General features: G+C 70.3%; 15 protein-coding genes. 7 read left to right on the top strand and 8 right to left on the bottom strand.

The genetic code is table 11. From position 1 onward, the window contains the following. The first annotated feature begins 223 nt into the window (after positions 1 to 223). The gene (locus NKT36_RS15440) at positions 224 to 1246 is read left to right on the top strand and encodes an NAD(P)/FAD-dependent oxidoreductase (protein WP_327053673.1); all 1023 of its coding nucleotides are present in this window, start codon (positions 224 to 226) and stop codon (positions 1244 to 1246) included. 6 nt (positions 1247 to 1252) lie between these two features. On the opposite strand, the gene NKT36_RS15435 is transcribed toward NKT36_RS15440, so the two are convergent. The 3 genes from NKT36_RS15435 to NKT36_RS15425 all read right to left on the bottom strand — a co-directional run bounded on the left by NKT36_RS15435 (position 1253) and on the right by NKT36_RS15425 (position 4681). Beyond that, a complete protein-coding gene (locus NKT36_RS15435) occupies positions 1253 to 1831 on the bottom strand; it encodes a cysteine hydrolase family protein (RefSeq protein WP_327053672.1) in 579 nt (192 codons plus the stop codon). Between the two features lie 130 nt (positions 1832 to 1961). Next, positions 1962 to 4172: an LUD domain-containing protein gene (locus NKT36_RS15430; RefSeq protein ID WP_327053671.1), complete on the bottom strand. Its 2211-nt coding sequence runs from the start codon at positions 4170 to 4172 to the stop codon at positions 1962 to 1964. After that, positions 4172 to 4681 (bottom strand): LutC/YkgG family protein, encoded by a 510-nt coding sequence (locus NKT36_RS15425; protein ID WP_327053670.1) that lies wholly within the window; start codon positions 4679 to 4681, stop codon positions 4172 to 4174. The genes NKT36_RS15430 and NKT36_RS15425 overlap by 1 nt, the downstream gene beginning before the upstream one ends. Positions 4682 to 5063: 382 nt before the next feature. Here NKT36_RS15425 and NKT36_RS15420 point away from each other — a divergent pair, with 382 nt between their 5' ends. Then, the gene (locus NKT36_RS15420) at positions 5064 to 5627 is read left to right on the top strand and encodes a HalX domain-containing protein (protein ID WP_327053669.1); all 564 of its coding nucleotides are present in this window, start codon (positions 5064 to 5066) and stop codon (positions 5625 to 5627) included. A 61-nt stretch (positions 5628 to 5688) separates the two neighbouring features. Then, positions 5689 to 6321, top strand: a complete 633-nt coding sequence (locus NKT36_RS15415) for a hypothetical protein (RefSeq protein WP_327053668.1) — start codon at positions 5689 to 5691, stop codon at positions 6319 to 6321. Positions 6322 to 6431: 110 nt separating this feature from the next. Here the strand turns inward: NKT36_RS15415 and NKT36_RS15410 are convergent, their stop codons facing one another. From NKT36_RS15410 to NKT36_RS15395, 4 genes are all read right to left on the bottom strand, one after another. Further along, positions 6432 to 7145: a hypothetical protein gene (locus NKT36_RS15410; protein ID WP_327053667.1), complete on the bottom strand. Its 714-nt coding sequence runs from the start codon at positions 7143 to 7145 to the stop codon at positions 6432 to 6434. Between the two features lie 34 nt (positions 7146 to 7179). Next, complete coding sequence (locus NKT36_RS15405) at positions 7180 to 7680, bottom strand: GNAT family N-acetyltransferase (protein ID WP_327053666.1); 501 nt, start codon at positions 7678 to 7680, stop codon at positions 7180 to 7182. A 65-nt stretch (positions 7681 to 7745) separates the two neighbouring features. Further along, on the bottom strand, positions 7746 to 8288 hold the full coding sequence (locus NKT36_RS15400) for a DUF192 domain-containing protein (RefSeq protein WP_327053665.1): 543 nt from the start codon (positions 8286 to 8288) through the stop codon (positions 7746 to 7748). Positions 8289 to 8359: 71 nt separating this feature from the next. Further along, positions 8360 to 8836, bottom strand: a complete 477-nt coding sequence (locus NKT36_RS15395; protein ID WP_327053664.1) for a DUF456 domain-containing protein — start codon at positions 8834 to 8836, stop codon at positions 8360 to 8362. 135 nt (positions 8837 to 8971) lie between these two features. On the opposite strand from NKT36_RS15395, the gene NKT36_RS15390 reads away from it, so the two are divergent. From NKT36_RS15390 to NKT36_RS15380, 3 genes are read left to right on the top strand one after another with little or no spacing between them, the layout of a single operon-like run. Then, positions 8972 to 9850, top strand: a complete 879-nt coding sequence (locus NKT36_RS15390; RefSeq protein WP_327053663.1) for an NAD(P)H-binding protein — start codon at positions 8972 to 8974, stop codon at positions 9848 to 9850. Next, positions 9847 to 10548 (top strand): DUF7530 family protein, encoded by a 702-nt coding sequence (locus NKT36_RS15385; protein ID WP_327053662.1) that lies wholly within the window; start codon positions 9847 to 9849, stop codon positions 10546 to 10548. The genes NKT36_RS15390 and NKT36_RS15385 overlap by 4 nt, the downstream gene beginning before the upstream one ends. A 37-nt stretch (positions 10549 to 10585) precedes the next feature. Then, positions 10586 to 10972 (top strand): hypothetical protein, encoded by a 387-nt coding sequence (locus NKT36_RS15380; RefSeq protein WP_327053661.1) that lies wholly within the window; start codon positions 10586 to 10588, stop codon positions 10970 to 10972. 29 nt (positions 10973 to 11001) lie between these two features. Here the strand turns inward: NKT36_RS15380 and NKT36_RS15375 are convergent, their stop codons facing one another. Next, a complete protein-coding gene (locus NKT36_RS15375) occupies positions 11002 to 11946 on the bottom strand; it encodes a universal stress protein (RefSeq protein ID WP_327053660.1) in 945 nt (314 codons plus the stop codon). Positions 11947 to 12202: 256 nt separating this feature from the next. On the opposite strand from NKT36_RS15375, the gene NKT36_RS15370 reads away from it, so the two are divergent. Next, positions 12203 to 13129 (top strand): hypothetical protein, encoded by a 927-nt coding sequence (locus NKT36_RS15370; protein ID WP_327053659.1) that lies wholly within the window; start codon positions 12203 to 12205, stop codon positions 13127 to 13129. Positions 13130 to 13143: the final 14 nt, after the last annotated feature.

Genomic DNA, 13143 nt, shown 5'->3' with positions numbered 1-13143 from the left:
GGTACCGGCTACGCGTCCGCTTCGTTTATTTATTTCGGGTCGCCGCGGGTGCTGGAGAACCGCCGCTCCGGCTGCGCGGTGTCTCCCCTGACGTTCGGGAACCGTCAGCAGGTGGACTCCCGTCGACGCGGGCACGGCCCGGACGTCGACGCGACCACGGCCCGCGCCACGACGCCACTCTCGCTGCCACATAGATTTTGCCGGACGCCGTCGAGGCACGCGTATGGCCGACGAAGACCCTGAGAAAATGGAGTACGATGTCGTCGTCGTGGGCGGCGGTCCCGCTGGACTGTCGGCGGCGCTCTACAGCGTCCGACTCGGACACTCGACGGTACTGGTCGAACGCGGCGGCGGTCGCGCGGCGATGATGGCCAACGTCCACAACGTGGTCGGAACGACCGAGGACGTCTCCGGCAACGAGTTCCTTGAGACCGGCCGCGGGCAGCTCGAGTCGTACGGCTGTGACGTCCGCCGCGACGTCGTGGGCTCCGCCGAGCGCGACGGCGAGCACTTCCGGCTCTCCGGAGACGACGCGGACTACGTCGCCGACGCCGTGGTCCTCGCGACGGGGTTCACCGACGCCCGGCCGGACCCGCCGCTGCCCCGGACCGGGCGCGGTCTGCACTACTGCCTGCACTGCGACGCCCACGTGTTCGTCGACGAACCGGTCTACGTCATGGGGTACGGCGAGACCGCCGCCTACGTCGCGACCATCATGCTGAACTTCACCGACGACGTCGACCTCCTCACCCGTGGCGACGACCCCGAGTGGAGCGACGAGGCCGACGAGATGCTCGCTACCCATCCGGTCGACGTGATCGACGCGGAGGTGACGGGCGTCCGGAACGGCGAGGACGGCTGGCTCGAAGCCCTGGAGTTCGCGGACGGGAACGTCCGGGAGTACAGCGGCGGCTTCGCGATGTACGGCTCGGAGTACAACAACGGTCTGGCCCGGGAACTCGGCTGCGACGTGAACGAGGACGGCACCGTCGCGGTCGACGAGCACGGGCGGACGAACGTCGAGGGCGTCTACGCCGTCGGCGACCTCACGCCCGGCCACAACCAGGTTCCAGTCGCGCTCGGGGAGGGTGCGAAGGCCGGCATCTCCATCCACTGGCTGCTGCGCGAGTTCCCCCGCGACCCCGACCTCGTCAGCGAGGAGGCCCCCGTCCGCTCCGAGGAGGCCCCCGGCATCCCCGACGAACTCCTCGAACGCGCCGCCGAGTCCCACACTTACGACGACTGACGCTGCTCACTCCGACGTCACTTCGGCGGTCTCGCCCCCCGCGGCCGACCGCCACTCGTCGACCAGGTCGTCCGCCGTGGTCAGCGTCGCGCCGTACACCTCGTCGAGGTACTCGATACCGCTCTCGTGGGCTGCCTCGGTGAACGCCTCGACAGCGTCTTCGGGGACGGCGACGTCGTACCCCCGGAAGAACGCGCCAGCCGAGGCGTGGCGGACGCACATGTTCGTGTGGAGGCCGGTCAGCACGACCCGGTCGACGCCGAGGCTCCGGAGGTGGTCGTCGAGGCCCGTCTCGTAGAAGGCGTCGTAGGTTCGCTTCTCGAACACGTGGTCGCCGGGTGCCGGTGCGAGCTCCGGAACGACCTCGGCACCCTCCGTGCCTCGCATGGCGTGTTCCCCCCAGACGTCGAGTTCGAAGTCCGCTTCGCGGTGGGCGTCGTTCGCGTAGACGACCGGTACCCCGTACTCCCGCGCGGCAGTGCGGAGTCGGTCGAGCGCGGGGACGATGCGCTCCGCCCTGTCGGCGGCGATCTTCCCCGTCACGAAGTCGTTCAGCATGTCGATGACGATGATTGCGTCGCTCACGGTTTCTCTCCAACCGTCCCCTGGGGTGGGACGGGCAAAACGCTTCCTGGCGGGACTCGACCGGGGCAACGCGACCGCCGGCGCGCCCCGGCGACGGCGTCCGCCGCACCGTCACGCGGGACGCCGACCGTCACCGCGCAGGGTCGACGAGCTGTACGGGGTGGCGCGTCGGCCGCGACAGCAGCGCGTCGAGCTGTTCGAGACAGGAGGTTCCGCTGGCGACGACGGTCCGGTCGCGTGCCTCGGGGGCGCGGAACTGGTCGCGCAGGTCCTCGCCGACCGCCTGTGCGAGGTCGTAGTACTCGGTCTTGTAGCCGAAGCTGCCCGCCATCCCGCAGCACTCAACGTCGGAGGCGAGCACGTCGTAGCCCAGGTCGTCGAGCACCGCCTCCGTGTGGCCGTCGAGGCCGAGCGTGCGCTGCTGGCAGTGGCTGTGGTAGGCGACGCGCTTCCCGTCGCCGCCCGAGAGCGCGTCGAGCGACGCCCCGTTCGCGGCCAGGCCGTGCACGTACTCCATGACCTCGTAGCTGTTCTCGGCGAGGCGTTCGTGCGACGCGTCGGGGAGCAGGCGTTCGTACTCCCGGTGGAACATCGCGAGGTCGCTCGGCTCCACGACGACGACGTCGCGGCCGGCGTCGACGTGCTCGGCCAGCGCCGCGTACGTCGCGCTCGCGCGGTCGTCCGCCGTCGCGACCATCCCCTGCGAGAGCGGTGCGCGCCCGCTCGGCGGCGCGTCCGGCACCCGGACGTGGACGCCGAGCGCCTCCAGCGTCCGCACGGCGGCCTTCCCGCGCTCCGTGTGGACGTGGTTGGTGTACGCGTCGGGGTAGACGACGACCTCGCGCTCGGCGTCGGCTGCGGCGACGCGCGGCCCCCGCTTCGCGAACCATCTCACGAACGTCTCGCGCTCGAACGACGGGAGCTCCTGTCGGCGGTCGACGCCGAGGACGCGTTCCATGAGCGCCCGGGCGACCCCCGTGTCCGCGAGCCAGTTCGACACCGGTGCGGTCGCGCTCCCGAGCCTGGCGAGCGTCCCGAAGTTGCCGAAGAAGCGCTTCTGCAGGTCGACGCCGCCGGGCTCCTCGTCTGGCATCAGCCCCCGGTAGACGAACTCGAAGTCGTCGTCTCCCGCCGAGCGGTTGAGCCGGTCGCGGACGACCGTGTTGATCCACGGGATGTCTATCTTCACTGGGCACTGGTTCACGCAGCGCGAACAGCCGGTGCAGAGGTCGTTGAACGCCTCCGCGCTGTCCAGCCCCTCGACGCCGGCCTCCCAGCCGGTGGCGATGCCGCCGGAGTAGGTCTCGCCGCCGAAGACGTGGCCGCCGACCTGCTGGAAGTTCGCACAGGAGTTCGCGCACGCCGAACACCGGATGCAGTACAGCGTCTCGCGCAACTGGTCGTCCTCGCGCATCGCCATCCGGCCGTTGTCCAGCAGGACGAGGTGGAACTCGCGGTCGGCCTCGCCGTCCGCCAGCGGACCGTCGTCGTCGAACTCGAAGGTCGGCGAGTCGCCGGGCGGCGAGAACAGCGAGACGTAGGAGGTGATGTCCTGGCCCGTCCCCGACCGCCCGACGAGTTCGACGAACGGGTGGAGGTCGCGGAACTCCGGGACGAGCTTCTCGACGCCCGCGACCGCGACGTGCGTGTCGGTCGCCTGGACGGTCTTGCGGGCGTTGCCCTCGCTGGTGACGAGCGCGACGGTGCCGGTCTCCGCGACGACGAAGTTCGCGCCAGTCATCCCGACCTCGGCCTTGCGGATGCGCTCGCCGAGGTGGTCGCGCGCGAACTGCGTCAGTTCCTCGGCGGTCTCCAGCGGTTCGTCGGGGTCGAAGTGCTCGTTGAACAGGTCGGCGATGCCCTCCCGCGACCGGTGGATGGCCGGCGCGACGAGGTGGCTCGGCGCCTCGTCGGCGACCTGGAGGACGAACTCCCCCAGGTCTGTCTCGACGACGTCGACGCCCGCCGCTTCGAGGTGCTCGTTGACGTCGATCTCCTCGGTCGTCATCGACTTGCTCTTGACGACCGTGTCGGCGTCGCGGTCCTCGACCACCTCGGCGACGTACCGGTTGGCGTCGGCAGCGTCGTCGGCGAGGTAGACCTGACCGCCGTTCGCCTCGACCGTCTCCCGGACCTCCTCGACCAGTTCCGGCAGGCGCTCGATGGCGTCCTCCTTGATGGCTCGCGCCCGGTCCTTCAGCGCCTCGTAGTCGTCGAGCGCCGCGACCGACTCGTACCGTCCGTCGTTGAACCCGCGGGTGTTCTCGGCGACCGCATCACCTTCCTCGGCGAGCACCCGGCGGATGCTCTCGGCTTTCGCCTCGCGGGAGTCGGACCCCATCAGCGGTCCTCCAGGACGACGACGTGCACTTCCTTCGGGCCGTGTGCGCCCTCGACGAGGGCGCCCATGTCCGCCGTCGCGCTCGGCCCGGTCGCGATGATGGCGTCGGCGCGTCCGGCCGCGAACGCCTCCCCCATGCGCTCGAACGCGGTCGGCATGTCGGGGACGACGTCGCTCGCGGCGAGGACGGCCACGTGTCGCTCGGGGTAGAGGCTGACCGGCTCGTGACCCGCCGCCGTGGGGGCGAGGACGACCGACCCGTAGTCGGCGATGCCCATCTCGGCCGGCGTCACCCCCGTCTCGGCGGCGTCGAGCTCTTCTGGCGTCGGGTCCTGCGTGACGACGGTGTCGTCGAGCGACACGCCGTCGAACGGCAGCGGCGTCCCGACCGCGGGCGCCGCCACCGCCTCGTCGACCGTCGCCGCGAACGAGCCGCTGTCCGTCCGCGTCCACGTCATCCCGAGACCGCGCAGCGATGCCTCGAACTCGCTCGTTACCCCTGTGGTCATGTCACATGGTCGCCGTGGCATCCTAATAGTAGTTGGCAACGGATAGTTGGTGACGGAGCGGCCGTCCGCGCAGGGTTCGGGACGGACGTCGACCGGTGTGGCCGACACCGGCGGCTGCTGGCAGTCGACGTCCGGTGCTGTTCGCCGCGTGGGTTGTTCGTCGCGCGCGACGACACACCGCCGGTCGTCGAACCGGTGCGTCTGTACCGTGTGGGGTTCCCCATGAACCCCGCCTGGGACGCCGTGTGCCAGTCTTTCGCGCGGCGGTCGCGTCTCCGTATTTAATCTGTCCGGTAATTCGTAACCAAAAGATATAAGCGAGAATTAGAGAATGATGGACTAACGCGGCTCCCGGACCCGGACGGAAAATGATGGAGAAATTATGACTACGGACGATCCTACGATTCTCGTCGTGGACGACGAGGAAGACGTGACGGACCTCTACGCGACGTGGTTGACGGCCGAGTACGACGTCCGGCGTGCCTACGAGGGCGAGACCGCACTCGACGTCCTCGACGAGAGCGTAGACGTCGTCCTGCTGGACCGGCGCATGCCGGGCCTCTCCGGGGACGAGGTGCTCACCCGGATCCGCGACGAGGACCTCTCCACCCGGGTGGTGATGGTGACCGCCGTCAAGCCCGACTTCGACATCCTCGGCATGGGGTTCGACGACTACCTCGTCAAGCCCGTCTCGAAGGACGAAATACACGAGACCGTCGAGGGGATGCTCACGCGCGTCGACTACGACGAACAGCTCCAGGAGTACTTCGCGCTCGTCTCGAAGAAGGCGGTCCTGGAGGCCGAGAAGGACGCGGGGGAACTCGCCGAGAGCGAGGAGTACCAGTCGCTGCTCGAGGACGTGAACGAACTCCGCGACGAGGTCGACGACGCCCGCGCGAGCCTGAGCGACCACGAGGACTTCGTCGGCGTCTTCAAGAACCTGTAGCGGGCCGAGCTGGAACCGTCCATCCGTAATAGTAAAGCGATAGACTTCACAGGTACGTCACATGAGCGACGAGGACATCGAGGAGATACTGCACACGCTCGGACTGGACGACGAGTCCGGCCTGCCCGCGTCGCCGGAGGAGCGACTCGAACGTCGCCTCGCCTCTGCCGTCGTCGACGCCCGCAGGGAGGGGTTCGACTACTGGGGACTGTTCGAGGTGCTGGAGCGCTACCAGCGCGCCGCCGTCAGGGCGGCGTTCCGCGACGGGGAGTTCGGGGAGGAGTACGTCGGCGACGTCGGGCACGACACGGTGCAGTACTCCCAGATCGTCCACGCGACCGCGCAGGCTATCGGCGATGGCGCTGACAAACGCGACGCGCTCGTCAACCTGGCCAGCGCGTACCGCCTGTTCGAACACGAGTGGTCCGAGGACGAGGAGTGGTCGCCCGGCGGATCCGACGCCGACGACCGCGACGAGGGCGTTCCGGGCGAGAACGCGACCGACGCGGCCGACCGGCGCGAGAACGCGACGCCCGGCCGGGACGGCACCACCGAGCACGCCGCCGACTACGCCACCTCGCCGGGCGGGAACGCACCGCGCGACGGCGATCGACTGTCGGACCACGAGGAATCCTCCGGTGACGACACTGTCAACTGGGAGGAAGCCGGCGAGTGGGGCGGCAGCGACGTCTGATGGCACTCCCGTGCTGCTCCGAAAGAAAGGTTACCTCGTGTACCCCTACCCGAGGTAATCGAAGGAACTGCGACCGACGGTAAATGTCTTGTGTTCTATCGGGGCGTGGATTACTTGAAGTCGGACAGTCGGTGGGTCACCCGTGACGCGTTCGTCGACCCGTCCACCGGGCCGACGGCGCGGATCCGGGCGGTGTAGCTCTCGGGCAACGCCGACGGGTCGACCCGGACGGTCAGCACGCGCGCCCGTTGTGCCTGCCACGTCATGGCGGTGCGCTGGTCGCGTTCGAGGGAGGCGTCGCCGGTCTTGATCTCGCACCAGTACTCGGCGAGCGTCCGCCCGTTCCCCGTCCGGGCGACGGCGCGACAGTCCGGCACCCAGCGCGCACCGTCGTCCGTGACGACGGCGTCGGGGTCGCGGTCGAGTTCGACCCGGACGTCGTCGGCCGCGAGGTCCTCTCGCGCGTAGTACGCGAGGACGGGCGGGTCCCACCGCTGGCAGCAGACGAGCGCCTCGCCGAGGCGGCCGTACTGCGTCGCCGACACGTCGAAGGTCAGCCCCGCGTCGACGGAGCCGTCTGGGTCACGCGTCCGACGGTCGGGGTCGGGAACGAGGTAGGCGTCCGCGTCGCTCCCGTCCTGCGGCGCGGCGGCCTGCACCGCGACCCGGGCGTCCGGCGTCGAGAGGCGCTCCGCGGTCGCTTCGGCGTCGGCACGCGACTCGAAGACGACGGTTCGACCCCGTTCGGCCCGGAACTCCTCGACGGCCCCGCTGTGCTCGGCAGCGGAGTCCTTGACCGCGACCCGGTACTGTCCGTTCGGCATCCGGACCGAACGTCCCACCGCTCGCCGATATGTCTTACCGTACCGGGTCCCGCAGCGACGTCTTGTACACGTTCTCGGTGTATCGCTCGCCGCCGAGCTCCACAACGCCCTCGCTGGTCTTCTCGAACCCCATCTCGCGGTAGAACTCGTTGCCGCTGTCGTTGTCGGCGAGGACCATCGCGTACATCCGGTGCATGTTGAGGTCGCGGAGGTCGTCCCGGAGGTGTTCGTACAGCGCCGTCCCGACCCCCTGTCCCTGGTTGTCCGGTTCGACGTAGAGCCTGAGGACGTAGCCGCTCGCGCCGTCGCAGACGCCGTGACAGAAGCCGGCCTGCCCGCCGTCTACCTCGGCGACCAGGAACGCGGTTCCGGGGCGGTCAAGCGCGTCCGCGAGCGCGTCGTCGGCGTACCACTCCTCGACGGTCTCCTCGATGGTGTCGTCGTCGAGCACCTCGCCGTAGGTCTCGTGCCAGGCGTCGTGGGCGAGTCCGCGCACGGTCGCCGCGTCGTCGATGGTCGCTGGTCGGATCTCCATACGCTCCGTACGTCGTGTGCCTCGGTAACGTTTCTGAAGAACCACTCCAGTTGCTGCAAGGAAAGTCAGCCTTCCGTCGTCGGCGGTCCGCCGTCGAACACGAGTCTCGTACCCGGTTCTACGCCGGTCCGGTTGGCGAACCCCTGCCGCATCTCGACGACGTACTTCGCCGGTGCGCCGCTTTCGTACTGGCGCAGCTCGGAGTCGGCGGCGTTCGGCTCGGGGTCGGCGTGGGCGACGCTGACGACCGTTCCGTTCGCCGAGACGAAGACGATGTCGAGCGGGATTAACGTGTTCTTCATCCAGAACGTCCGCTCGTCGGCGCCGCCGTAGACGAACACCATGCCGTGGTTCCGGGGGAGCGACTGCCGGTACATGAGTCCGCTCTGCCGCTCGCCCGGTTCGTCGGCGACCTCGAGCGTCACCGCCGTCCGGTTGCCGTCGACGACGAACGCTGCGGAGACGTTCTCCTCGACGTCCGTCGTCGTGTGGCTCGTGGTCGTCTGCGTCCCGGTCGTGTCCGTTCCGTTGCCGCCGTTCGGCGTTCCCGTCAGGCACCCGGCGAGCACGACCAGCGCGGCGACCAGCAGGACGGCGCGTCCGTTCATCACTCCGCGACACGACGCCCAGCGGCAAAAGCCCCGGTGGTCGCGGGGGCCGTGGCCCTGCCGCGGCCGCCTCACAACAGCGTCACTGCCAGGAAGGCGACGAGGATGGTCGCCGTCACGAGCACCTGGAACACGACCGAGGCGGCCATGCCCACCGTCGCGTACCCGGCGCTGCGCAGGCCGGACCGGGCGTCGCGCGTCCGAGCGACCTCCACCGCGAAGACGGACCCGGCGACGGCGACCAGCATCCCGACCGGACCGGTGACGACCAGCGCGACGACGCCGGCGACCGCCGCGACGACCGCCGCCCACCTGGACGCGCCGCTGGCGCGCGCGGCCGCCGCCCCTCCGACGTAGTCCGCCGCGAACGCCGCGACGCCGACGACGGTGACGGTCGCGACGAACAGGACGCCGGGAGTCTCGAACCCCGTCGACCACCAGTAGAGGTAGACGCCCGCGAGCGACAGCGGAACGCCGGGCACCATCGGTGCGACGCTCCCTGCCACGCCGAGCACGAGCAACCCGACGGCGACGAGGTAGAACTCCATGAGATGTCTGGGGACGCCAGGACACTTGACGACTGGGGAGGGTGCGTCGACGGCCGGTCCTCGCCGCGCGGACGGGGACGCGAACGTCCATCTCTCCCGACAGCTTTTGGCCGCTCGGCGCCGAGAGACAGGCGGATGAACGTACTCGTTGCGGGCGCGACGGGGTTCGTCGGCGGGCACCTCGTCCCGGCGCTGGCCGCGGCGGGCCACGACGTGGTGGCGCTGGTCCGCGACGCGTCGCGCTACGACCCGCCCGACGGCGTCGGGGTCGTCGAGGCCGACCTGCTCGACCGCGAGAGCCTCGACGGCGTCTTCGCCGACGTCGACGCCGTCTACTACCTCGTCCACTCGATGGGTGGCGAGGGGGACTTCGCGAGGCGCGACCGCCTCGCCGCGCGGAACGTCGTCGCGGCGACGCGCGACGCGGACGTCGAGCGCGTCGTCTACCTGAGCGGTCTCGGCGGTCACCGCGCGACGCTCTCGGAGCACCTGCTGTCGCGCCGCGAGGTCGAGTCCGTCCTCGGGACCGGCGACTACGACCTCACCGTGCTTCGGGCGGCCATCGTCCTCGGCGCGGAGAGCACCAGCTTCCGCATCGTCCGTCAGCTCGCCGCGCGGTTGCCGCTGATGATAACGCCGCGCTGGGTGCACACCGAGTGTCAGCCCATCGCCGTCGACGACGTGGTCGCCTACCTGGTCGGCACCCTCGACGCGCCGGCGACGGCGGGCGGGACGTACGAGATCGGCGGCCCCGACGTACTCACCTACGGCGAGATGGTGCTCCAGACCGGCGACGTCCTGGGACGTCAGACCTGGATGATACCGGTGCCCGTCCTGACGCCGCGGCTGTCGGCCTACTGGGTGGGGCTCGTGACGGACGTCCCCAGCGACGTCGCCCACCCGCTCATCCTCGGGCTGAAGACGCGTACCGTCGTCGAGGACGACCGCATCCGGTCGCTCGTCCCGGTCGAACTGACCCCGTTCGACGACGCCGTCCGGCAGGCGGTCGCATGACCGACGCCGGGCCGGACGCGCTGTGGACCTACGAGAGCATCGTCGACGCCGTCCCGGGCGTCGACCTCCCGGACTGGATGGCGCTCGCCGTCCAGTTCGCGCTCTTCGAGGGGGCCGTCCTCGCGCTGGCGGTGGCGTACGACCTCTGGGCTGCGGTGCCGGCCGGGACGGCCGCTGTCGTCGTCGCGACGGCGGGCAGCGCGCTGATGCTCACGCTCGGCCGCCGCTTCCGGCGGCTCTCCACCCCGCCCACGTACCGCAAGCTGCTGTTCGGGTCGAGCATCGAGGTCGTGCTCGGCGTGCTGGCGTTCGTCGCGCTCGTCACCTACCTGTTCGCCTACGACCCCCGGCAGGCGCGGACGCCGCTGCTCGTCGCGCTCCTCGGCCCCCGTCCGCCCGTGCCGGCCGTCTTCGTCACCCTGCTGGTCCTGTGGGACGTCTGTTACCGCATCGGCACCGCGTGGTGGGCCAGCGTCGTCGGTCTCCTCGTCGCCGTCCGCTACCCCGACGACCCTGCCGGCGACGCGTTCCGTCGCATCGACCTCCTCGTCGTCGCGTTCGCCGCCCTCCAGCTCGTCCTCGTCCCGTTCGTCTGGGGGTACTGGCTGCTCGTCGTCGCGCTCGTCGGCCACGTCGCAGCCGTCCTGCTCGTCTCCGGGACGGCGATTTTCGTCCGGACCCGGGGCGGAACTTTTTAACGGAGAAGGGCATACCCAGGTACGTCACGGGCCTGCCATGACCGACCAGGAACCGTCGTTCGCGATCCCGCACCGTCCGGAGCGGCGCTATCCCCGCGACGGCGGCGTCCGGTACGAGGGCGAGACCATCTTCCGCATCTCGCCCGACGCCGACCTGGACGAGGCCGCGCTCGTCGACCTCGTCGAGAGCGTGCTCGCCGAAGACGGGTACACGTTCGGCGACTGGTTCGACCTGCCCGCGCCCGTCTACCTGGTTCACGACGACGAGCGCGACACCACCTTCACGGTCGTCGTCCGGTACGAGACGGTCGAGTTGCACGTCCTCCCGGAGACGAACTCCGCGGGCCTCCTCGCGTTCTACCGCCGGCTGACCGACCGCTCCGACGCCACGTGGTCGGTCACCTGCGAGTCCACGCCGTCGTGACGAACTATCGTCGTCGCCTCCGCTCGCGCTCACTCCTCGACGTCCGCCCGCCGGACGGTGAGCACGGGCTGGTCGGCGTGGCGCAGCACGCTCTCTGTGACGCTGCCCACGAGGTAGCGCTCCAGCCCCGAGCGGCCGTGGGTTCCCATCGCGATGACGTCCGCATCGCGCTCGTCGGCGACGTCGAGGATGGTCCGCGCCGGGACGCCCTCCTCGACGGCAGCCGTCACCTCGACGCCGCGCTCGCTGCCGGCGCGCACCACGGCGTCGGTGGCCCGCTGGCCGAGGTCCGAAAGCGCCTCCATCGCCGTCACGTTCGCCCGGGTGAACGGGCCGTACTCCTCGTCGACGAGCACGTTCCGCACGTCGACGACGAACAGGGCGTGCACCGTCGCGTCGTACCGCTCGGCGACGGTCAGGGCGTGCTCGACCGCCGGGCCGACCCCCTCGCGCCCGTCGGTGGCGACGAGGACGTCCTCGTACGCCGTCGGCGTCGTCGCCTCGGCGTCGCGCAGGTTGAGCACCGGCACTGTCGCGTGCCGCAGGACGCGCTCCGCGACGCTGCCGAGCACGACGCGCTCGAACCCAGTGCGTCCGTGCGTCCCCATGGCGACGAGGTCGATGTCGTTGTCGTCGACGTAGTCGAGGATGCCCTCGAAGGGGACGTCCGTCACGACCTCTGTCACCGTCTCCACGTCCGCCTCGTCGGCCAGTTCCGCGACGCTCGCGACCGCGTCCTCGCCGACCTCCTTCAGCCTTCCCTCCTGCTCGCGGGCGACCGCGTCCGCGTCGGCGATGTGTGAACTGTACTGTCGCTCGTCGACGACGTGAAGCGCGTGCAGCGTCGCGTCGAACTGTGCCGCCAGTCCGACGCCGTGTCGCGCGGCCCGCCCGGCGGGGTCGCTGCCGTCCGTCGGGACGAGGATGCTGTCGTACGTTCCGTCGGTCGTTTCGTAGTCGAATGCGTCGGTCATGGTGGTGGAGTGGGGTCGTCCGCGGTTCGGTCGGCCGTCTCCCGTCGCGTCGACGGCGTGCGGTCGGGTCTACCTTGGTCGCCCGGGAAGGTATAAGCTCCCGACGGTTCCCGTCGCGCGGCAATCCGGCCACCGCTCGCGTGTCGTCCTCGCCGCGCACGTGTCGGTGGTCGTCGTCCGGGGTCGCGGCCCGTTCGCCGCGTCGTCGCCCGCGTTCGCCGCAGGTCATTTGGTAGTCGGCGTCGTGGGAGTCGTCGTGCAACTCGCCCGCGAACTCGGCGACGTCCAGACGTTCGTCGCCCTCGACGCGGCGTCCGCGCTGGAGAGCGGTCGCCGCGGCGCGAGCGTCCAGCTCGACGACGCCTACTACGGGACGACGCTGTCCGTGACCGACGACCCGGACCGGACCGAGACGCTGCAGCGGTCGCGCGAGCGATGGCGGAACGACCGTCCCGAGGTCGCAGGGGGCGACGAGGCCTCGCTCCGGCGCGCCTCGGACGAACTGCAGGCGCTCGTGGACGACCTCCCGGAGGTGGCGTTCCTCGCGGACAGCTTCCCCGGGACGTGCTTCGGCGTCCCGGAGTGGTTGCGGTCCGGCGACCAGCTCCAGTACGGCGTTCGCGTCTACTTCTTCGCGGACGACGCACCGTCGCCGAACGAGATCGTCGAGCGGAACGTCGAGGACGCCGTCGCCGACCGCCAGCGGGCGTTCGAGGCGTACAAGGGTCGGCTCCACGGCTACCCCGAATGCTGCGTCGAGGCGTTCGGCGACCGTCGGCCGGACGCCCCGGCCCCGGAGTGGCGGTCGGTCGCGCCGCTCGCCGACCGCATCGACGACGAGGAGTTCGGACCCGACGCGTCGGTGGACGCGGTCGTGCCGGGGTTCTTCGAAGACGGTGCGGGCGACGCCTTCTTCGCCCGGGAGTTCTTCCCGGAACCGGGCTGCGACGCGGCGGCGACGCTGGGACGCGAGATACGCGAGGCGCTCGGCGCGGCGACCGACGAGACGCTCGCTCGCGACTACTTCCGGTGCAACTACCTCCACGACTACGTCCTGACGCGGTCGCTGCTCGGCGGCCGCGCCGGACGTCGGCCAGCGCCGGGCGCGCTCGGCCGGGAACACCGCTACCAGTTCCTGCCGCTGGGCGAGACGCTGTCCCGGTCGCGGTACGGTGGCGAGTGAGCGCAGAGTTCGCT

The organism is Halomicrococcus gelatinilyticus (assembly GCA_024227995.1).
Taxonomy (GTDB): Archaea; Halobacteriota; Halobacteria; order Halobacteriales; family Haladaptataceae; genus Halomicrococcus; species Halomicrococcus gelatinilyticus.
The sequence above is the reverse complement of the archived record's forward strand: the minus strand, read 5'-3'. Positions and strand labels throughout refer to the sequence as shown.